Genomic DNA, 20,686 nt, shown 5'->3' on the forward strand with positions numbered 1-20,686 from the left:
AGCCTATCCTATAGAAAATGCAAAATCCATCAATCCATCCGCCTAAGTTGCTGGACCAAGTGCGCGATAAAATCCGCTTGAAACATTACAGTATCCGTACCAAACCGGCATATACGTTTGGATTAAACGTTATATTTTGTATTTTGACAAGCGGTATCCGCGTGACTTGGGCGCTAGTGAAGTGGAGCGGTTTTTTACTCATGTGGCGGTCGAAGGTATGGTGTCGGCGTCCACGCAAAATCAGGCCGAGGCCACTTTGCTGTTTCTGTAAGGAAGTATTGGCAATCGAATTGCCATGGTTGGACAGTGTTGAGCAAGCCAAGGCGCCCAAACGCTTGCCGGTGGTGTTAAATCGCGACGAAATCCAGGCAATTTTGCTGCGTTTGAACGGCACGCCGCATCTGATTGCCAGTTTGTTGTACGGCACCGGCATGCGGATCATGGGTGCTTGCGGTTGCGGGTGCAGGATGTCGATTTCAAGCGCCGCGAAATTTTGATACGCGACGGCAAGGGCGCCAAGGACAGAGTGACGATGCTACCGGCGTCGCTGTCGCCTACCCTGCAGGCGCATTTGAGTAAGGTCAAGGAATGGCATGCTTCCGATCTGACTCAAGGAGGCAGTGCCGTTTAGTTGTCCCATGCCTTGAAACGCAAATACCCCAATGCGGCCGGAGAATGGATTTGGCAATAGGTGTTTCCCGCAATCACTCTCCGCCGTGAAAACCCATCGACCGCCCCTTGCTGTGCCGACCTGGGCCGCTAGCGGCAAGACCCGGGTGATTACCGAGAAAACCGCCTGTCCGGTGCAGTAAAGTACACCGGCGTCCGCCTAAAAAGGAAAGCTGCGCGGTTCATAAACAAAAAAACATGTCATGTTTTTCGTAGACTACTCATTTTTAAATCAAAGTAAACGCAGGATGCCGTCAATTGAATTAGTCAGCCTAGCTGGCGCCATTTTGTTACTGGTCAGCGTATTTTCCAGTAAATTAGCCAGCCGCGTAGGCATACCTTCGCTGTTGTTTTTTCTGTTGACCGGGTGGTTAATCGGCCGGTTCGGCGGTTTTTGGCTCAACAATCCCGAGGTGGCCAAATTTATCGGCGACTTTGCACTGATCTTCATTTTGTTTGCCGGCGGCCAGGATTCTCGTTGGGCCAATATTCGCCCCGTGCTTTGGCAAGGCTTGTGTCTTTCCACCGTCGGCGTTTTCATCACCATGTTGCTGTTAGGCAGCTTTGCCTGGTTTATTCTCGGTTCGTTCAGTACGTTTTCGCTTGGCGTCCACGGCATCAGCCTCCCCGAGGGCCTGTTGTTATCCGCTATCGTATCGTCCACTGATGCAGCAGCCGTCTTTTCGGTATTGCGCTCCAGCCGTATCGCATTGAAAGGCAAACTGCAGCCGTTGTTGGAGCTGGAGTCGAGCAGTAACGATCCTATGGCCGTTTTATTGACCGTGACGCTGCTCGGCTTTTTATCCGGCGGTCATACCTCCTGGTTGCATGGCGGTCTGTTTTTGATACTACAACTCGGCGTCGGCATAGGTCTTGGGTATTTGGCCGGCCGTTTCATGGTGTGGTTGTTGAACCGCATGGGACTCAGCCATGCCGGCCTATATGCGATAGCCTCAATCGCCCTGGTTTTGTTGACCTACAGCGGCGCTACTTTTTTGAAAGGCAATGGTTTCCTGGCGGTTTACGTCGCCGGCATCGTGGCGGGCAATCGAGAGATCGTGCATCAGCACTATATATGCGCTTTTCACGACAGTTTTGCCTGGCTGATGCAGATCATCATGTTTTTGACTTTGGGCATGTTGTCGGTCCCTTATCAAGCCGAACTTTCCGCACTCGCAGCGGTTGCCGTGGTCATCAGCCTGTTTTTGATGTTCGTGGCCCGCCCGCTTAGCGTGTTTATCAGCCTGTTCTGGACAAAAATGCCTTTCAAAGAAAAACTGTTAGTGTCCTGGGTCGGCTTGCGAGGTTCGGTGCCTATCGTGCTGGCCACCTTTCCGCTGGCCGTGGGTTTGCAAGAAGGCGGGGAAATCTTTGTCGTCGTCAGCTTCATCGTGGTGATGTCGGTTTTGGTTCAAGGATTTTCGCTAGCCGCGTTCGCGCGTTGGCTCGGCTTGGCTGACAAAAAATAGCGATCCGGCTTGATTCCGGAGTTACCTGCCGTAACCAGTTACTTATTAACCTGCGGCCGGCGCACAATAGGCATAGTGGAGGCACTCCGGAGAGGCGCGAAAGCAGCCATGCAAACGAAATAAACCCGTCTAACGGCCGGCCGTATTGCCCATGATGATTTTTCGATCGCGGATGCAACTTTGCCCCGGATCGGCCAACGCACTGTTCACCCCAACCGAATTGAAAAAGGAGCATGATCATGTCCGCAATTACTCTGAACGGCAGCTGCTTGTGCGGTGCCGTCCGATACCAAGTCAGCGGGGAGCCGCAGCGTTTTTATCATTGCCATTGCCAACGTTGCCGCAAGGCAAGCGGTGCCGGCCACGCCAGCAATTTGTTTTTCGGTCACGCAAAACTGCACTTCGTCAGCGGCGAAAAGTTATTAAAACGCTACAAAGTTCCGGACGCGATTCGCTTCGCCAGGCAGTTTTGCAGCGAATGCGGCTGCGCTGTCGCCAGAGTCGTACCGGAACTGGACGCCGTGCTGATCCCGGCCGGTTCTCTGGATGACGCCAGCCCCATCCTGCCGCAAGCGCGCATCTTTTGGAACTCGCGCGCCGCATGGTCCTGCGACGGCGATACATTGCCGCGTTATGCCGAATATCCCGCGTAACCATCACACGCCGCCCGATTCGCCTATCAGCCTTTGACCGTTTGCCCGCCAACCATAGCCATGCACGCACTGACGGAAAAATACAGACACTATTGGCAGCAGATCGGCCTGTCTGAAGCCGAGATAGAACGCAGACGTCTGCCGCTATTCGCAGAAGCGATGGAATTGAAAACGGCCGAACGCTCACCCGACGGCAGGGAGTTTCTACTCACTCCGGCCGCCGCCGCGGCGTGGAAGCGCATGAAAGCTGCCGCATCGGCGGACGGCGCCGAAATCCACATCGTGTCGGCCTATCGCAGCGTCGAACGGCAAGTGCAATTGATCGCCGCCAAATTGGCCGGCAAACAAACGCTGGACGCCGTCTTGCGAATACTCGCCCCGCCGGGCTGCAGCGAGCATCACACCGGCCGGGCGATAGACGTCGCTACCGGAACCGTGCGGCCGTTGGACGCCGAATTCGACACTACCCATGCGTTCGAATGGCTGGTCAAGCACGCCGCCAATTTCGGTTTTACCCTATCGTTTCCCGAAAACAATCCGTTCGGATATGTCTACGAACCCTGGCATTGGTGTTACGGCGAGTCCGGCTTTGGCAAAGCTGGTAGCTGAACACAGTGAGCCGCATCAATCTCTCAACACGAGCGATGCGGTACGCACCTCGGCACCTACCTGCCGAATTATGACGAATTGCGTCAGCCGAGTGCGCACTTCGCATGAGGCTTCTGCCGACCACCTGAACAACCGTTAGCAGGCTGTTGATTTTATCTCCCCTGTAACCCGCATTGGCTGGTTGAATCAGATGTGTTGGTAAATCATAAAGTATTGTTCTAAATGATAAAATAGTTCTATCTCCAATCTATTGCATTGACCCCATGCGCGGCGCCGACATCACCCAAGAACCACTGTTCAGTTACCGAACCCTGGAAAGCCGGATTCCGAAGAAGCACCCATTGCGCAAGCTGCGTCAAGTGGTCGACTTGTTGCTCGCCACGCTAAACGACGAGTTCGACGCGCTCTACGCTCGTCGCGGTCGAGATTCCATTCCGCCGGAACGCTTGTTGCGCGCCAGTTTGTTGCAAGTGCTATTTTCCATCCGTTCGGAACGGCAACTGGTGGAGCATATCGACTTCAACCTCTTGTACCGCTGGTTTGTCGGCTTGACGATGGATGACGAGGTGTGGGATCACTCGACCTTCAGCGCCAACCGCGACCGTTTGCTCAACGAACGGATCAGTCGTTTGTTTTTCGAACGGGTACTGGCCTTGGCGGAGTGGAAACAGCTGATCTCTGACGAGCATTTCTCGGTGGACGGCACGCTGATTCAAGCTTGGGCCTCGCACAAAAGTTTCGTCAAAAAAGACGGCTCGACCCCGCCGCCGGAAGACGGCGGCCGCAATCCCACGGTCAACTTCAAGGGCGAGAAACGCAGTAACGAAACCCACGCATCACGCACCGATCCCGATGCCCGGTTGTACAAAAAGAGCGAGGGCGACAAGTCTCAGCTGGCTTTCCTCGGTCATGCCTTGATGGAGAACCGTAATGGCTTGGTCGTCGACGTCGAAGTCACCCAGGCCACCGGCACCGCAGAACGCGAGGCGGCTCACGCCATGGTCAAACGCACGATCCACAAACCGGGCGCGACCTTGGCCGCCGACAAAAATTACGATACGCAGGATTTTGTCGCCAAGTTACGCCAGCGCAAAGTCACGCCGCATGTCGCCAGCAAGGAAAAAGGTTCGGCCATCGACGGACGTACCACACGGCATGAGGGTTACCGGAAAAGCCTCAACGTCCGCAAGCGGATCGAAGAAGTCTTCGGTTGGGCCAAGACGGTCGGCCCGCTACGCCAAACCAAGTTCCGGGGTTAAAGAAGGTCGCCGCGCAAACGATTTTTACCTTTGCCGCCTATAACCTGACGCGCATGGGTACCATTTTCGGCTGGCGATACAGTACCGCCTAGGCGGTGGTGCGCCTGAAATCCGCCAAAAGGCGGAATTTAACGCCCTTCGGGGCGAATATAACCGGCTAAAACCGGTTTTTGAGGTGTGATCGGGCTTCCAGAAGCCCAACAAAACCAAAAAATGGTTTTGAAGCCGAAGGCATATAGGCAAATTTCAACACCCTGTTAGTCCGATTTACCGGCATCCCCCGATACCACGTCGACCGAACCGGCATTTTTCACCGGTTGTTCGCCGCCGGTTTGCACAGGATCGGTCTTGTAGCCGCCGACGATCAAATCCGCTACACCGTCGTTGTTTTGGTCACCGCCGCCGGCCAACGCGAAACCGAAGTTATCCCCCTTGTTGCGTCCGCTCAGGCTGAAAAATGACTTGCCGTCCGCGCCGCTATGCAAGGCGATTTTACCGGCATTGCTTAACTTCACCTCATTTTTGCTCGCGTCGTAGCCGAAAGCACCGACCGCGAAATCACTGAGACCGTCGCCGTCTATGTCGCCCATGGCGGTTAGCGCACTCCCGAACATGGCCTCGGCTTGCGGATCGCTATCGTTGGTTTTTGCGATGGCATCGCCGCTCGCACCGGAATAGAGCGTGGCGCTGCCGGCGTGCTTGACGACTCGCGTACTGCCTTCGATGCTTGCATTTTCCCCCGGCGCGCCGACCAGAAACTCGGCGTTCCCGTCGCCGTTGACATCGGCAAAACCGGCGAGCGCATAAGCGAAGCGGTCGCCCGCGTGGCTGCCTTCGATTTTAAACGCCTGCTGCCAAGCAGCGGCCGTGAACAGATATGCCGCGCCGGCGTTAGCCAGTTTCTTGCGTTTGCCCGCTACCGGCTTGTCGTAGCGATAGGCGCCGACGATGGCATCGCCGGCACCGTCGTTGTCGATATCGGCGCCGGCCACCGCCGCACCGAAGCCATCGCCCTTGGATTCGCCGCTGAATTTATGTAGCAATGCTTGGTTGCGGCCGGAATACACGTAGGCCGCACCGGCATCGAGCAATTTTTTACCGCTTGCGGCATCGGCGGGATCTGCTCGCCAAGCGCCTATCAACAAATCCGGGTAGCTATCGCCGTCGGCATCGGCCAACAAGGTTAAGGCGGCACCGAAGCGGTCTCCTTTACCCTCGCCGTCAATCCGGAACAATAGTCGACCGTCCGCGCCGGAATAGACCAGTACCGCACCGGCGTCTTTCAAGCGCTTGCCGGTCGCGGAATCGGTAGTATCCGCTTTGTGCGCACCCACAACGACATCGGAAATGCCGTCTTTGTCGAAATCGGCGCCGCCGGCCACGGCAATCCCGAATTCGTCGCCGGCCGCGGCACCTACCCAAACGAGTTCCGACAATGCCTGCGCCGTTTTACCGGAATACACCGATACGCAACCGACGTTGCCGGCGGCGCGCGGTTTGCCGGCTAATTTTCGATCGCAACGCGGCACGCCGATAATCACGTCGTCATAGCCGTCTTGGTCGAGATCGCCGGCATTGGCTACCGCATAACCGAGTAGGTCGCCGCTTTTACTCCCGTCCGCGCGCACCAACAAATAGGGGTCGGTCGGATAAGGATCGTCGACATCGGGAATGCCGTCGTTGTCGTCGTCGGTATCGGCGTTATCGCCGATGCCGTCGCCGTCGTTATCTTTGGATTCGCTGGGATCGAGCGGAAATTTGTCGTCCGCGTCGTTAACGCCGTCGTTATCGTCGTCTTCGTCGCACGCATCGCCGTCGGCGTCGCTATCGTGATTTTCCTGCTCGGGGTTGCCGGTCAGCGGGCAATTGTCCGCATCGTCCAGGATGCCGTCGCCGTCGTCGTCGTCGAACAGATAACGGGCCATCGCCACCTTTTTAGTACCGCTTTCCGCAAACCCGGCCAACACCAGCGAGCCGTTGCTTTGGGCAATGGCCGCCAAGGCTTTATCCTGGCCGGCACCGAAGCTGGTAGTCAGTTTGCCGCCGCTGCCGAAACTGCTGTCCAGACTGCCGTTGGCGTTGTAGCGCACCAGCAAAAAATCCACGTTGCCGTTGCCTTTCTCGGTATAACCCGCCACCAACAACTTACCGTCGAATTGCTGTATCACTGCGTAAGCCGCTTCGTTGCCGCTGCCGACCGCCGTCACCACTTTGCCGCCGTTGCCGAAGCTAGTGTCCGGCTGACCATTGCCGCCGTAACGCGCCAGCGCGACGTCGTCGTCATTACCGTTGCCGGAGGAGCCGACCGCAACCCATTTACCGTCGGTTTGGCGAATCAGCGCATAGGCCCGGTCGCCGTTGCCGCGAAAAGTGGTGACGACTTTACCCGCCGTACCGAATGTAGCATCCAAGCTGCCGTTGCTGTTGTAGCGCGCCAGGGCGAAGCTATCGCGGCTGCCATTATTGCTGTAACCAGCCGCCACTAGTTTACCGTCCGCTTGGCCGACCAAGGCGTAGGCTACGTCGTCTTTACCGGCAAAGTCGCTGCTGACTATGCCGTCGCTATCGAAACTTTTGTCCAATTCGCCGGCCGCCGTGTAACGCACCAACGCGAAATCGTAACCTGCACTGGCGGTCTCGGTATAACCGCCGGCGACCAATAAACCGTTCTTTTGTTGCAGCAAGGCATAGGCGCCGTCGTTGGCACTGCCGATAGGGGTTATCACTACCCCGTCGCCGGAAAAGCTATTGTCCGCCGCTCCGGCCGGCGTCAGCCGCACCAGCACGAAATCGTCGTTGCTACCCTGAAAACTGCTGCCGGCGACCACCACGCGCTTGTCGTTTTGCACCCATAAGGCATTGCCAATATCGTCGCCGGGCCCAATATCCAGCGCCAGTTTGCCGGTTTTATTGAAGGTGGTATCCAGGCTGCCGTCGTTGTTGACCCTAACCAGCATTAAGTCGTCGCCGGACTCGTCGCGGCTAACGCCGGCTACCAGCAATTTATCGTTCTCTTGCTGCAAGACGGCATTGGCAATCGCATAATCCTTGCCGACGGCCGTCGTCAATTTACCTTTGTCGCCGAAACTGCTATCCAAGGTCCCGGGGGCCGACGCCCAGGCCGAATGCAGCGCCGAAACGCAAAACAAGAGTAACCCGCGTGTAAAGTAACCTGCCGTCATGTATTTGATTCTCGTTGAATAGTCACCGATAGCGCATTATTACCTGCGCCGGCATGAACCGGGCCGCGTCCGCAGTTGACCGGCGGAATCCGAGCCGCAACCCTGAAGACGGTATTATGATGGGTTGACTCGCAAATGCACAGACTTGGCAGGTTAGTTTCCTAGGCCCTAGGTCTAATCCTCGACTATACGCCGTCACAACCTTGCTCTGAAAATCATCAAGCAGCAGCGTCTTCGTCGCGAATGGCCTTTTGAATCGCGACTCGCGTCGCTCCTACTATCGATGGTTTTCATCGGCAAGGGCAATGCAGCGGCTTCATAATCGTTAGCCGGCATACCCGGCTTATCGGCTGACTCTCACCGCATTGGCGTCGCCTTTGGCCGAACCGTTGCCGGCAGCATTTTCGGGGTGCACTCCGGGCGCAATCACCAACGCATGACGGATGCGATATTGCAGCGTCACCACCTCCTGTTCGGTATCCGCAGATTCGAAGGTGTTATTCTCGACCGTCAAATAGTCCAGGTAGCCGTGGCCTTCCTCGGCATCGACCGTATCGCAGTCTATGCGCTTATTGCTACGAAATCCTTGTTCGGCGTAACCGCCCAAAAGCAAATCGCCGAATCGGCTGCCGCTTGCAACATTGTGTTGTAACGTCACGTGGCGGGCAACGACGCAATTCTCCGCGCCGACCTCGTAAGCCCACGGCGCGTTCTCGACATCGTTCCCGCTAACTTGGATATGGCGGGCGCCGTCCACATAAATGCCGGCCGCCCAAGTTTCCTGATGGTCGTAAGCCGGATTATTCAAGGTAGAGACGTTTTGCACCCGATTGTTTTCGATGAAGCCGTAACGGGCGGCGTCCAAAGGATGAGGCAATCGCACCGCGCTGGGCAATGTTCGTTCGCCGCCGATTGCCGCTATCGCGATATTGTTGACTAGTTCGATACGATTGTCGGCAACCGACCAGCGCTGTACATTGCCGTTCACCGCAATGCTCTCGCTGGAACCGGTTTGCATGTGGTACACGCGGTTGCCTTCGATGATCACGTCGCGTATCCCTTTGCTTCCGCTGCCGTATACCGCGATGCCGTGGGCGTCCTGATGGCTGGCGAAATCATGTATGGTATTGCCGGTGACGGCAATCCTGTTCAGATTATTGCCCTCGATAATCACTGCGTAGATATCCTCGCTTCCGGCCTGATGGCCTTGAAATTCCAAATCTTGCACGACGATTTCTTTGCGCTGATTGCCGATGTACAAAAAAGCGCCGTTTTGCGCGCTCGTCAACGGCGTCATGCCGATAGCACCGCGCAATTTGGTGCGAGAGCGGGTAATTTCCGCCGGAATGTCACTTACCGCTCCTGCGATTTCGACCACGCAATAGCCTTTTCTGCCGACTTTTTGGTTGCATTGCTCCAGTGCGCCGGCGATGGAACCGGTCGCCGTCACGTCCGCCGTGGCCGCGAAATTCGCCAACCAAGCGCGCTGCGGCCGGTAACGCTCGGCCATCGGTCTCGCCCCCCAGCGAGCCTCGACCGGTCTGCTGGAGTCCATCAGAGTCAACACGGTCAAAAGCACGCGGAATGAGGTTTTGCATGACGGCATATCCGCCTCGCTTTGACATAAGGTGTAGCCATTGAAACTACGGACGGATGCGGATGCCGAGCTGATACACAAATCATCGCTGCAACGACGCGCGTTAGCAACCGAACAAACTTCCAGTTGATATTCTCGGGCTCAGTTTAACCGCAAACGCAGTCAGACTTAAATCGGCTGACGTGCCGCCAAATCCATTTAACCATCTCATCGATTGAGTCGGCCGTTCCGACGATAGCAACGGTAACAGTCAATCCAAAATCACCCAATACCCTGCTCATTAATTTGAAATACTTCCTACAAATTCGTAGAATTACTTACATGAACTATTGGTGTATATTGATAACAAGCCTGCCGACCGAGAACGCAACCGCTCGGATGCGGATTTGGCGCGCCTTGAAAGCCTCGGGCGCGGCGGTGTTGCGTGACGGCGTTTATTTGCTGCCGAATCGGGATGGCTGCCCGGAGACCTTGGAAAATTTGGCTATTGAGGTCAGAGCATCCGGCGGCACTGCCTTCCTATTACGGACGGGCGAAGCGGATGGCGGCAATTTTGCCGGCCTATTTGACCGTAGCGAAGATTACGCAGTTTTATGCGCCGACATTGCCAAGCTGTTTAGCGAAATAAGCGTTGATCACGCCCATGATCAACTCAAACAAGCACGCAAACTGCGTAAAGCCATGACCAGTCTGACCGCCATAGATTTCTTTCCCGGCGAAGCCGGCCGGCAAGCCGAAACCGCTTTGCATGAACTGGAATTAGCAATAGCGCGTAGTTTGTCAGCCGACGAACCTCATCCGCTTGAAGGCTCGATTGCCGCGTTATCAATCGGCGATTTCCAAGGCAAAACCTGGGCGACGCGGCAAAGGCCTTGGGTGGATAGGCTGGCTTGCGCCTGGCTGATTCGCCGCTATATCGACCCGCAAGCCCGTTTGCTTTGGTTGACTTCGCCCGCCGATTGTCCCCGGGATGCTATCGGTTTCGATTTCGACGGCGCCCGCTTTAGCCACGTCGGCGCCCGTGTCAGTTTCGAAGTGTTGCTGGCCGGCTTCGGCTTGGAAACGCCGGCCCTGAAACGCTTGGGCGGATTGATTCATTTTTTGGACGTAGGCGGCGTGCAGCCGCCCGAAGCGATTGGCATCGAATGCGTGTTGGCCGGCTTGCGCGACACCCTCCAAGACGACGATCGGCTGCTGGAGGCTGCCGGTGCGGTTTTCGACAGTTTACTGACGACTTTTACCAAGGGAGCAAATAGCCCATGACACCCTCCGCCCACACCACTACAAACGGCGCGCAACCACGGCCCGCCCCCGTGGGTTTTTGGCAAGCCTTTCGCTTTTGGCTGAAACTCGGCTTTATCAGCTTCGGCGGCCCGGCCGGGCAAATCGCCATCATGCACCAGGAACTGGTGGAAAGACGGCGCTGGTTGTCGGAACAACGTTTTCTGCATGCCTTGAACTACTGCATGGTGTTGCCGGGGCCGGAAGCCCAACAATTGGCTGCCTATATCGGCTGGCTGATGCACCGCAACCTCGGCGGCATCGTCGCCGGCGGCTTGTTTGTGCTGCCGTCTTTGTTGATTTTGATCGGTTTGAGCTGGTTGTATCTGGCCTACGGCCACGTCGCGGCGGTAGCCGGCGTGTTGTACGGAATTAAACCGGCGGTGACGGCCATTGTGTTGTTTGCCGCCTACCGCATCGGTTCGCGGGCCTTGAAAAATAGCGTATTGTGGACGATGGCGGCCCTGGCGTTTTCAGCCATTTTTTTACTGCATGCGCCGTTCCCATTGATTGTATTGCTGGCCGGTATTTTGGGTGGCTTGGGCGGCAAATGGCTACCGGACAAATTTGCCTTGGGCGGCGGACACGGCGCGTCCGAACGGAGTTACGGCCCGGCGTTGATGGACGACGATACGCCGACACCGTCCCATGCCTTATTTTCCTGGTCGGGTTTAATCAAAGTCATTGTCGTTGGGTTGGCTTTATGGGCCGCCGTCATCGGCTGGCTATGCGCCGAATACGGCTGGAACGGTGCGCTGACGCAAATGGGCTGGTTTTTCACCAAGGCGGCCTTGTTGACCTTCGGCGGCGCTTACGCGGTTTTGCCCTACGTCTATCAAGGCGCGGTCGAGCACTTTCACTGGCTGACGCCGCAGCAAATGATAGACGGCTTGGCCCTGGGCGAAACCACGCCCGGTCCGTTGATCATGGTAGTCACCTTCGTCGGCTTTGTGGCCGGTTGGAGCCAGCAAGTGTTCGGCTCGGAGCAATTGCTGTTGGCCGGTGCGGTGGCTGCCACGCTGGTCACCTATTTCACCTTCCTGCCCAGCTTTCTGTTCATTCTGGCCGGCGGCCCTATCGTAGAATCGACCCACGGCAATTTGAAATTTACCGCGCCCTTGACCGGCATCACCGCCGCCGTGGTGGGCGTGATTCTGAATCTGGCGGTGTTTTTCGCTTGGCACGTGTTCTGGCCGCAAGGCTTCGAGGGCCGTTTCGACGGCGTTTCCGCGCTGATCAGTCTGTGCGCTTTTTGGGCGCTGTTCCGTTACAAAGTGAACGTGATTCCGGTGATTCTGGCCTGCGGCGGCGCGGGGCTAGTCTGGCATTTCGGCAAAATCTGGCTGGCCCTGAATGGGGTTATGTTATGAGCTCGCGACTTTTTGGATACAAGCTATCGGCATTAACCGGTTAAAACCGCATCATGATGCTGCAACCCAGGCTTTCGCCGACTACGCCCATCCCGTTGCAGACTCCGGCAAACGCGCCGAACTCAACCGACTCAAAGCCCTAGCTGCCGCGGCACGGTGGTTCGCAAGCTCCAGGCCATCCGGTCTTGGTTGAAAGCCTGGTGAAAATATCGTTCTATTTGTCCCAACCACGCAAGGAGACCGCTATGTCCGATTCATCCCGCAGAGACTTTCTCGCCACGGCTGCCACTGGCGTCGCCCTGGCGACGATAACCCCCGGTCAACTACTTGCCAATACAAACGAGGAAACCTTGACGACCATTGCCTTTCTCTCGGCATTCGCAGCCGGCCACGACCCCAAGCCCTTGCCGTTCGATGCCGCCAAGCTGGATGGTCTGTCCGAAAAACTGATCCGTTCTCACTGGGAAAACAACTATGGGGGCTCCGTGAAAGCCTTGAACGCGGTGAAATTGAAACTCGCCGAGTGGCAAGCCGATACCAACCTGCCGCCGTACATCTACAACGACCTCAAGCGCGAGCAGCTGATGCGTACCGGCTCCGTGGTCTTGCACGAGCACTATTTCGGCAACCTGGGCGGCAGTGGTAAACCCGACGAACCGCTACGCAAATTGCTGGCCACTGCGTTCGGTTCGTTCGAAGCGTGGGAAAAGGAATTCAAGCGAATGGGCGCGGGACTCGGCGGCGGCTCCGGCTGGGTAACCCTGGGTTTGAATTTGCACACCGGTCTGCTGGAAAATTACTGGCAGTGGGACCACCTGCATGCGCCCATCGCCACGTTGCCCATCCTGGTTATGGACATGTACGAGCACTCTTATCAGATGGACTACGGCGCGGCGGCAAGCACCTACGTTGACGCCTTCGTGCGCAACATCCATTGGGAAACAGTCGCGGCGCGGCTGGAAAAAGCATTGCAGCTTCGGCCGCTCTGGTTGACGGGCGGTTTACGATGAAATGGATCACCCGCGAACGGCCCAAAATCGACCGGATTGCCTGCCCGTGGCTGATTGCCCGATTCATCGATGCCGACCCCGAATTTCTTTACGTACCCGGCGGCCAGGTGTTGCAACTTGCCGAGCAAACCGGCGCCATAGCTTACGACGTCCCGGGCGCGGCACTCAGTCATGTTGGCGAGCTATGCAGTTTCGACGCCTTTTTAAACCACTATCAACTCGACGATCCGGCCTTAAACCAATTAGCCGCCATTGTGCGCGGGGCGGACACCTCCAGACTGGATTTGACACCGCAATCGTCCGGTTTGTATGCCATTTCGCTGGGGCTATCGCAGGTTTTCGAAGAGGATTCGGAAATGCTCAAGCACGGCATGGTCATCTACGATGCGCTGTACGCTTGGTGCCGGCATTGCCGGGCCGAAACGCACAACTGGCCGCCAGACCCGGTTTAATCGATACGGGGTTGGTGAATGATCGATCGAATGTTAACGCCAAGCTTGCTGGTATCGGCACCTATTGCACGCCTGAGATCATTGGATGCAAACCGACCGGCAAGGACTGAAGGTTATGGTTGCCGGCATCAACCCCGGCAACCTACTACTCTGAAAGTCACGCGGCAGGCGCTCGAAAGACTAACGACAGAACCTTGTCGACTTTCATTTGCCGAGACAATTGCCAAGCCTTCATGATCGTTATGGCGCAAAAAAATTACCGGTTAGCGTTGCCCACCTGTCACAGCCTTTTACGCATCCCGGACAACAGCGACACCAAGCCGAACAGAAACAACCAGGCCGCCGTCGGCAGCGGTAAGTTGGAAACGCTTACTTGCTGCCGCACCTCTATGGCTACCGGCGCGTTAGCCATAAAATACACGCCTTCGAAACCGGTGCTTAGATTCGAGAGGATTTCCACCGTCACCGCCCCGGCCTGCAAGGCTTGAAAATGCAAACTCGCCAGCGTGAAATCGCCTGGGAAATCGTCCGAAATCGCGATGCCGGGAAATGCCGAACCCGCCGCATCCAAGTCGAGTAAGCCGGTATCGTCGAAAAACAGCGGATTCACGCTGCTGCCTAACAAAATCAAGCCGGCACCGTCCAAAATTTGCGCGTTCAAACCGAACGCCAATAATTCGTCGTCCGCCGCTAGCGAGAAGGCGTCGTGCAAAACCAGATCCAGATCGAACGCGTCGCCCACTCGAATATCGGTGACCGACGGCTGCAACGAAAAACCGAAATTCGCCGCTGCCGGGATGGGGTTTACGCTCAGAAACATTCCGGCAAACAACAATAAACACACACGTAACGCATTCATATCAACATCCTATTCGAGAGAAAGTAAATTGTTGCAGTCAATCGGTCCGGCCGGCATTCGCCTGATAACGTGCGTAATGGCCGTACCAAACCCGGTAATCGGCGTAACTCACGCAACCGCTTGCATCGTAGTCGGCTTCCGGGTTGTAGCCCAGGCCGGGCCTGCCGACGCATTGACCGATTTGCTTGCGCATGGCCAGCGCATCGTCGAAATCCGCATCGCCGTCGTTATCCAAATCGCCCGGTACGAACATGGCGACGAATAAAGGATCGTGATCGGACGACCGATAAGGATCGGCGGCATAGAAAGCGTCGATTTGCCCGGCGGATTTAAACTCGCTGTTGTAGTCCAAAGCCCGCGGCTCGTCGGCATTGATATGCCATTCGCCAAGGTCTTGAATTTGCCCCCGGAGCTGCGGATTGGCCAAGACATGATCCAGATAACCGGATGCGGCGTCGAATACATAGCTATAAGCCGGCCGGTTGCCCGGATTTTCTTCCAATAGGTTGTGATAACCGGCCCGCTTCAGCTCGGTGATGGGGTCTTCCTGGGCGTAGGCATTCAAATCGCCGACAATCAACACGTTAGCCGCCGACATTCCGGTCGGATCGTTGGCTAACCATCGGGCCAACGCCCCGGCCGCCGCTAGCCGGGTCAGATTGCAATTGCCTTGACCGTCGCCGGTATCCGGGTCGTTGACATCGTCGCACGCCGAACCTTTGGATTTGAAATGGTTTACGGAGACGGTGACGGATTTGTTGGAAGCGCGGTCCAAAAAGGTCTGCGCCAAGGCCGGGCGGTTCTTGGCATCCAAGAAATCGGGATCGACCCGGCTGTCCAGCACCACCGCCGGTCCCGACACGGACACTTTGTCGGCCCGATAAATCAGGCCGACCGTAATTTCGTCGCTGCCAATCCGGCTAAGGCCCGGATCGATAAATCGGTATTTATCGCGCCCCGCCGCCTGATTCAAGCCGGCCACTAACTCGGCTATCGCGCTGCTTGCCGAATAGCCGTCGTTTTCCAACTCCATCAAACCGACGACATCGGCGTCTAATGCGTTCAACGCCGCCACGATTTTGGCTTTTTGTCTGGCGAGTTCTGCGGCGCTATCGGCCCCGCGCGCAGTCGGAAAACCGCCGCCCTGACCGTCGCCGTTGAAAAAATTCAATACGTTGAAGCTAGCGACGGTTAAGCTGCCCCGCCCGTTGCGTTCGGGCTTAGCCGTGCGGGCGTTTTGCGCTAACGAGACAAGCGCCTCGGTCGGCTGTAGCCGAAACTCGCCGAAATCGTAAGCCAAAATACCGGTAGCGCCGCTGACGGTATCGCCGCTACGCAAGCTGTTGGCGGCACTCAAGCCGTCCGGCTGGGGATAAACCACAGGCTCGGGATTCTGATCATTCGAGCCGTCGTCGACCGTCAAACGGTTCAAAGCGTTTTGCGCAGCCAAATCGGCTGCCGCTTCGCCGGGAGCGGCAATCTGCGTCGGCGTGATTAAACGCCCGCCAGCGGACAAGACGAACTCGCCGTAGCGGGCCAAATCGTAATTTTCAGTGACGGTAAGCGTTTGCGGCAACGTGATCAACATGCCTTCCCGCCGCTCGGGATCGTTGTCGGCACCATCGAACGGCAAACTAAGCGGCACCGGCTCCGGCAAGGCGTTAGCATGGCTACACACCTCGGCCGCACTAAGGTTTTGCAAGCGGGTCATGCCGAAAGTCTCGGCTACCGTACCGACCAGATGGACGAGATCGCCCGCCTCGACCGGAAAACCGGATTGCACGAACAAGCCTTGGGATTGGGCGGAATTAACCGGGTTGCCGGCTTGTTGCACAAAAAAACCGCCTAACTGAGCCGTTCCCTGAAAACCGGCGGTCACCAAGGCTTCCACATGTTGCACGCTGCCTGCCAACGGGCTATAGCCGCCGCTGCCTTGAATGTCGCCGATCGAAACGGCCGCCTGCCCGCACAACGAGCCGGAACCGCCGCCGCCAATATCGCCGAATTGCTGGCCCGAATTGATAGCGCCAAAGCTGGCCGCTTGTTCGCTTTGCCAAACAAAATCTTCGTAATGGCTACCGCTGCCGGACAGTTGTAACGACAGGCCGCTCGCCGTGCCGGAAGATTCCGCCACCCCGATGTCGCTGGCGCTGATGCCGGCGGCCGGTCCGTCGCTAGCGATAAAACTGCCTTCGTAACTTAAAAACTGTACGACGCGATTGTCCGCATCGATCAAAGCCACGCCGTCCGCCGCACCGTTTTGAATGCCGTTGCTCGGATACGAAACACTTAACGTCCCGTAACCGTTGCCGGATTGGTCGGCAATGCCGCCCGTTAACAAGCGAGTATCGTAAGCCGCACCGCCGTTGCCGTTGTACAACACCAACCGCCAACCATGCAAATCGGTACCTGCGGGACCTACGATTTCTATCGCTTCGCCAATGTCGGTGCCGCTGTTGTCGTAGTGAATCTCGTTGATAAATACCGGCGCCGCCGCCTGGGCGGCCTCCATGCCGATGAGACCGCTAGCCGCTACGATCAGGACCGGGCTCAACCTAATGTTCGAGAACATAACCGTTCTTCTCCATACCGAATTGTCGAGTGGTGGCGTTAGCGATGCAGCTGAAAGCTAGCGCAAACCTAACGTTGATGCGCCCAAGATTCTGCCCGTCGATTGAGTCAGAGCGGTGACAAAACCGTAACGGTTAGGAGAAAACCGTCAAGGCATTAGGTGCGCAATGCGCCGGCATAAGGGAAGCGGCTGTGTGACGGATGAACGTTACGCGCCGGCGTCGACGAGAACGCCGATAGTGTACGGTAAGCCATTACCTACAAAACCGTCGGCAAGGTATAGTGTGGTCACTAACAAACAGCTTGGACAAAATAGAGCCATGCCTTTTTTCGATCGAATTTTGGCCGTCGGTAGCGTCGGCGTCGTCGCACTTGCGACTGTATTGACTTTTATCGTCAACGACGATGTGCTACCGGTGCTGGATAACTGGCATTGGACCCTGAGCATAGGCGCCGCTTGGCTGCTGGCCTGGCGCGGAGAGCGGCAGGCCGAAGCCGATTTGCCCGCCTATCGGCGCTGGTTCAGCCGCGGTTTGGCCTGCTATGCAGTCGGACAACTAATTTGGGACATGCAAGCCCTGTTCGGCTGGCGCGGCATGCCGACCCCTGCCGATTTTTTCTACTGGCTGCTGGGACCGTGCTACGCGATCGGCTTGTTGCAAGCGCTGAAAATTCACTTGTCCGCCCCCCGCTTGGTGGCCGTCAAGCTCGATGCGGCGGCAATGACTTTGGCTCTGTTGGGCTTGATCTTGGTGTTATACCTGAGCAACGCTCCGTTGACCGCGTTAAGCGAGCTGGTCGTGCTGATTATTTATCCCTTGGGCTTGCTTAGCGCCGCCAACTTGGCCTTGCTGCTGATACCGTTTTTGTGTCTGCGCATCAATACATCCTTAATCTTATTGGTGAGCGGCCTCTCTTTACTGGGTTATAGCTGGATGGAATGGAATTTGCGCGCTCTGCAAGGCGAACCGGAAGCCGGCTCCCTACTCAACGTGCTGTTTTCCTGGGCCGGCTTGCTGCTGGGATTTTCCGCTTACGATTGGCATTTGGAATGCACGGCGGCTAACGAACGCCTCAGGTTTTACCGTCTCTGTCAGCGCTTCATTCCCGGCAGTTCGCTATTGATAGCCGGCGTCACGCTGATCGTCATCATCGTGCAAAACATTGACTTGCCGATTGCCAATATCACCGCGCTGGTTACGACGGCGGCGATTTTGCTGATGTCCACCCTGCGGCAAAGCTTGTTGTTGTCCGAGAGCGAAAAACTGTTGGAAACCGAACGCCTAATCGAGGAAAGCCAAAAGCGCTACGAACATTTGGCCTATCACGATCCTTTAACCGGCTTGCCTAACCGTTTGCTGTTCGAAGACCGGTTAAAACACGCATTGGCGCACGCCAAGCGAAACGGCGGCGCGCTGGCGCTGCTATTCGTCGATTTGGACCGGTTTAAAGACGTCAACGACAGCCTGGGCCATTACTACGGCGACGAATTGTTGATAAAAATCGCCCGCCGTTTGCAAAAACGGGTACGCGCCGACGACACGCTGGCCCGCCTCGGCGGCGACGAATTCGTGCTGTTAATGGAGAGCTTGAGCGAAAATACCGAGGCCGCCGGCATCGCGCAAACCATCATCGAGCTGATTTCCCAGCCGGTGCAGCTGCGGGAAGGGCACGTGGTTGCGGTCGGCGCCAGTATCGGCATCAGCATTTTCCCCAAAGACGCCGACGATGCAATGACGTTGATCCGTAATGCCGACTCGGCCATGTACCGCGCTAAAGAAATCGGCAGCGGCAGCCATCAATTTTATACCCAAGACCTCACCCGTCAGGCCCGCCAACGTTTACGCCTGGACGCCGACCTCAAAGGTGCCTTAGCCCGGCAGGAATTCGTCTTGCATTACCAACCTATCTTTGCCGGTTCCGCGGACGCAGACCTGCGCATCATCGGCGTGGAAGCCTTGATACGCTGGCGCACAGCCGACGGCCGACTGGTTCCGCCGGACGATTTCATTCCGCGCGCGGAGAACAACGGCTTGATCGTCCCTATCGGCGAATGGGTAACCGTAGCCGCTTGCCGCCAATTGGCGGCTTGGGACCAAGAAACGGACTGTCGGTTAAGGCTATCGATCAACTTGTCGCCCAAGCAATTTCACGATGCGCGTTTGTTAGCCGGTATCGAAAGCGCCTTGCAGCAAAGCGGTATCGCCCCGCAACGCTTGGTATTCGAAGTCACCGAGAGCGCGTTAGGCCAATATCAGCAACACGCCGGCGAGGTGTTGACTACCCTGCGCGACATGGGTGTCGGCGTGGCGTTGGACGATTTCGGCACCGGTCAATCCTCATTATCGCGCCTACGTCAACTGCCGTTCGACGAGCTGAAAATCGACAAGGCCTTTATCCGCGAAATTCCCACCCACCCGATAGACGGGCAAATTGCCGCCAACATCATGCAATTAGCGCGCATATTGCAGCTGACGGTGGTTTGCGAAGGCATAGAAACCGAAGCACAATTACGCTTTTTGCAAGCCGAAGGGTGCAAACGGTTTCAAGGCTATTATTTGGCGCGCCCGCAACCGGCGGAACAGATACCGGCATTGTGCCGCCCGCCCGTGCCTACCCTGCCGGAACCGCAAGCAAACCGGCAACGCCCCCGTCATTCTTGAGCTTGGCTTTTTACGGTTCGAGACCGCCAAAACGCGTTGGCAAGACTACAAGCTCAAAGCTCTGAACTCGCTACAGACGCGGGATCTTTCCCACACCTTGTCGAATTCTTCCAGCAATTGGCGGGCACGCGCGGCTTGCTTGGGACTCCAGTGGCCTTCGTAGCGATTGCCGATAGGCCTGAACCAATAGCCGTCGCTGTCGTTGGCGATGTAAGCGGGTAGAAACTGTAAATCTTCGCTCTCGACCGGGGTGCGCAGACAAAACCGCGACGACAAACGCTGCGCCAAATCGATCAAGGGGTGTTGCAGATGGCGCAAACTTGACGGGTCGCGGATGATCAACCTGATATCGCTATGCCGGTGCCGAATCGCGAACTGCTTAAATGCTTCGACCAGCGGCTTGTGCCCGTACAAGGCGATTTCCAAGTCCTGGCTGTAGACGCAAATGCGCCGACGCGTATCGTTCAGCAAAGCCAGACTGGCCGTCAAGGTTGCGTCTATACCGTCCATCCGCTCCGGCTCGACGCTCGCCGGGCGCGCTTCGGCGGTTTGACGCTGAATCATGGGTGGCGGCGTCAAATCGAGGTACATCGGTTGATGCAAAATTCCGGCTTTTTCGAACGGGTTGCCTGTCGTCGCAAACCCCATGCGCCGATACAGCGGATGCGCGGCTGCCTGGGCCGTCAGTTTGACCTGTCCGATGCACCTGTGCCGGGCAATGTCGATTAACGCCCGCACGATCGCGCTCCCCACTCCCTGCCGGCGCCACTCGGATAACACCGCCACTCTGCCGATACTGCCGTCAGCCGACAGGCGTCCCGTCCCTATCGGCAACCCGCCATCGCTGCGAGCCAATACGTGCAGGCAATCCGGGTCCATGCCGTCGAATTCCAAATCCTCGGGAATGCCCTGTTCGACGACGAACACGAGTTGCCTGATGCGAAAAATGTCGTCGCGGTCGACGCGAAAATGGGCAGGTTCTACGTAATAGCTGGTGATTGTCATGACTTTTACTCCGCAACCGGCACAAGCATAGCGTAAG

At 56.8% G+C, this 20,686-nt stretch carries 15 protein-coding genes and 1 pseudogene; 11 read left to right on the forward strand and 5 right to left on the reverse strand.

The features are described from left to right. The first annotated feature begins 166 nt into the window (after positions 1-166). The 6 genes and pseudogenes from AB0A83_RS13755 (at position 167) to AB0A83_RS13780 (ending at position 4,751) form a co-directional block, all read left to right on the forward strand. The gene (locus tag AB0A83_RS13755) at positions 167-271 is read left to right on the forward strand and encodes a hypothetical protein (RefSeq protein WP_232056654.1); all 105 of its coding nucleotides are present in this window, start codon (positions 167-169) and stop codon (positions 269-271) included. A gap of 7 nt (positions 272-278) precedes the next feature. Beyond that, positions 279-497 carry a hypothetical protein gene (locus AB0A83_RS13760; protein WP_197737364.1) on the forward strand — a complete coding sequence of 73 codons (219 nt, stop codon included), beginning with the start codon at positions 279-281 and terminating at the stop codon, positions 495-497. Positions 498-917: 420 nt separating this feature from the next. Beyond that, positions 918-2,138, forward strand: coding sequence for a potassium/proton antiporter (locus AB0A83_RS13765; RefSeq protein WP_367154479.1), 1,221 nt, complete (start codon positions 918-920; stop codon positions 2,136-2,138). A gap of 239 nt (positions 2,139-2,377) precedes the next feature. Then, entirely contained in the window at positions 2,378-2,791 is a 414-nt protein-coding gene (locus AB0A83_RS13770) for a GFA family protein (protein WP_150049341.1), read from the forward strand. 60 nt (positions 2,792-2,851) lie between these two features. Beyond that, positions 2,852-3,400, forward strand: a complete 549-nt coding sequence (locus AB0A83_RS13775; RefSeq protein WP_367154480.1) for a D-alanyl-D-alanine carboxypeptidase family protein — start codon at positions 2,852-2,854, stop codon at positions 3,398-3,400. Positions 3,401-3,663: 263 nt separating this feature from the next. Further along, positions 3,664-4,751: pseudogene (locus AB0A83_RS13780) on the forward strand (IS5 family transposase). Positions 4,752-4,916: 165 nt separating this feature from the next. On the opposite strand, the gene AB0A83_RS13785 reads toward AB0A83_RS13780, so the two are convergent. Together AB0A83_RS13785 and AB0A83_RS13790 are read right to left on the reverse strand one after the other, a co-directional pair. Then, positions 4,917-7,841, reverse strand: a complete 2,925-nt coding sequence (locus AB0A83_RS13785) for a hypothetical protein (protein ID WP_367154481.1) — start codon at positions 7,839-7,841, stop codon at positions 4,917-4,919. Positions 7,842-8,184: 343 nt separating this feature from the next. Then, positions 8,185-9,396, reverse strand: a complete 1,212-nt coding sequence (locus AB0A83_RS13790; RefSeq protein WP_367154482.1) for a hypothetical protein — start codon at positions 9,394-9,396, stop codon at positions 8,185-8,187. 363 nt (positions 9,397-9,759) lie between these two features. Here AB0A83_RS13790 and AB0A83_RS13795 point away from each other — a divergent pair, with 363 nt between their 5' ends. The 4 genes from AB0A83_RS13795 to AB0A83_RS13810 all read left to right on the forward strand — a co-directional run bounded on the left by AB0A83_RS13795 (position 9,760) and on the right by AB0A83_RS13810 (position 13,551). Continuing rightward, complete coding sequence (locus tag AB0A83_RS13795; RefSeq protein ID WP_150049348.1) at positions 9,760-10,701, forward strand: chromate resistance protein ChrB domain-containing protein; 942 nt, start codon at positions 9,760-9,762, stop codon at positions 10,699-10,701. Next, positions 10,698-12,089: a chromate efflux transporter gene (chrA, locus tag AB0A83_RS13800; protein ID WP_367154483.1), complete on the forward strand. Its 1,392-nt coding sequence runs from the start codon at positions 10,698-10,700 to the stop codon at positions 12,087-12,089. Before AB0A83_RS13795 ends, chrA begins: the two co-directional genes overlap by 4 nt. Before the next feature lie 245 nt (positions 12,090-12,334). Next, positions 12,335-13,099, forward strand: coding sequence for a Fe-Mn family superoxide dismutase (locus AB0A83_RS13805; RefSeq protein WP_150049352.1), 765 nt, complete (start codon positions 12,335-12,337; stop codon positions 13,097-13,099). Further along, positions 13,096-13,551: a chromate resistance protein ChrB domain-containing protein gene (locus tag AB0A83_RS13810; protein ID WP_367154484.1), complete on the forward strand. Its 456-nt coding sequence runs from the start codon at positions 13,096-13,098 to the stop codon at positions 13,549-13,551. The genes AB0A83_RS13805 and AB0A83_RS13810 overlap by 4 nt, the downstream gene beginning before the upstream one ends. A 280-nt stretch (positions 13,552-13,831) precedes the next feature. Here the strand turns inward: AB0A83_RS13810 and AB0A83_RS13815 are convergent, their stop codons facing one another. After that, positions 13,832-14,410 carry a hypothetical protein gene (locus tag AB0A83_RS13815; RefSeq protein WP_367154485.1) on the reverse strand — a complete coding sequence of 193 codons (579 nt, stop codon included), beginning with the start codon at positions 14,408-14,410 and terminating at the stop codon, positions 13,832-13,834. 37 nt (positions 14,411-14,447) lie between these two features. Further along, the gene (locus tag AB0A83_RS13820) at positions 14,448-16,982 is read right to left on the reverse strand and encodes an ExeM/NucH family extracellular endonuclease (RefSeq protein ID WP_367154486.1); all 2,535 of its coding nucleotides are present in this window, start codon (positions 16,980-16,982) and stop codon (positions 14,448-14,450) included. A 319-nt stretch (positions 16,983-17,301) separates the two neighbouring features. Here AB0A83_RS13820 and AB0A83_RS13825 point away from each other — a divergent pair, with 319 nt between their 5' ends. Next, entirely contained in the window at positions 17,302-19,644 is a 2,343-nt protein-coding gene (locus tag AB0A83_RS13825; protein WP_367154487.1) for a putative bifunctional diguanylate cyclase/phosphodiesterase, read from the forward strand. A 45-nt stretch (positions 19,645-19,689) separates the two neighbouring features. Here AB0A83_RS13825 and AB0A83_RS13830 read toward each other — a convergent pair whose 3' ends face one another. Beyond that, positions 19,690-20,649 carry a GNAT family N-acetyltransferase gene (locus AB0A83_RS13830; RefSeq protein ID WP_367154488.1) on the reverse strand — a complete coding sequence of 320 codons (960 nt, stop codon included), beginning with the start codon at positions 20,647-20,649 and terminating at the stop codon, positions 19,690-19,692. Positions 20,650-20,686: the final 37 nt, after the last annotated feature.

Source organism: Methylomonas sp. HYX-M1 (assembly GCF_040741385.1).
Classification (GTDB): domain Bacteria; phylum Pseudomonadota; class Gammaproteobacteria; order Methylococcales; family Methylomonadaceae; genus Methylomonas; species Methylomonas rhizoryzae.

Excerpts from the sequence above, each read along its gene's own strand:
- AB0A83_RS13795 (WP_150049348.1), top strand. The coding sequence starts at position 9,760 with ATGAACTATTGGTGTATATTGATAACAAGCCTGCCGACCGAGAACGCA.
- AB0A83_RS13810 (WP_367154484.1), top strand. The coding sequence starts at position 13,096 with ATGAAATGGATCACCCGCGAACGGCCCAAAATCGACCGGATTGCCTGC.
- AB0A83_RS13765 (WP_367154479.1), top strand. The coding sequence starts at position 918 with ATGCCGTCAATTGAATTAGTCAGCCTAGCTGGCGCCATTTTGTTACTG.
- chrA (WP_367154483.1), top strand. The coding sequence starts at position 10,698 with ATGACACCCTCCGCCCACACCACTACAAACGGCGCGCAACCACGGCCC.
- AB0A83_RS13820 (WP_367154486.1), bottom strand. The coding sequence starts at position 16,982 with ATGTTCTCGAACATTAGGTTGAGCCCGGTCCTGATCGTAGCGGCTAGC.
- AB0A83_RS13785 (WP_367154481.1), bottom strand. The coding sequence starts at position 7,841 with ATGACGGCAGGTTACTTTACACGCGGGTTACTCTTGTTTTGCGTTTCG.
- AB0A83_RS13805 (WP_150049352.1), top strand. The coding sequence starts at position 12,335 with ATGTCCGATTCATCCCGCAGAGACTTTCTCGCCACGGCTGCCACTGGC.
- AB0A83_RS13825 (WP_367154487.1), top strand. The coding sequence starts at position 17,302 with ATGCCTTTTTTCGATCGAATTTTGGCCGTCGGTAGCGTCGGCGTCGTC.
- AB0A83_RS13830 (WP_367154488.1), bottom strand. The coding sequence starts at position 20,649 with ATGACAATCACCAGCTATTACGTAGAACCTGCCCATTTTCGCGTCGAC.
- AB0A83_RS13790 (WP_367154482.1), bottom strand. The coding sequence starts at position 9,396 with ATGGACTCCAGCAGACCGGTCGAGGCTCGCTGGGGGGCGAGACCGATG.
- AB0A83_RS13770 (WP_150049341.1), top strand. The coding sequence starts at position 2,378 with ATGTCCGCAATTACTCTGAACGGCAGCTGCTTGTGCGGTGCCGTCCGA.
- AB0A83_RS13815 (WP_367154485.1), bottom strand. The coding sequence starts at position 14,410 with ATGAATGCGTTACGTGTGTGTTTATTGTTGTTTGCCGGAATGTTTCTG.
- AB0A83_RS13775 (WP_367154480.1), top strand. The coding sequence starts at position 2,852 with ATGCACGCACTGACGGAAAAATACAGACACTATTGGCAGCAGATCGGC.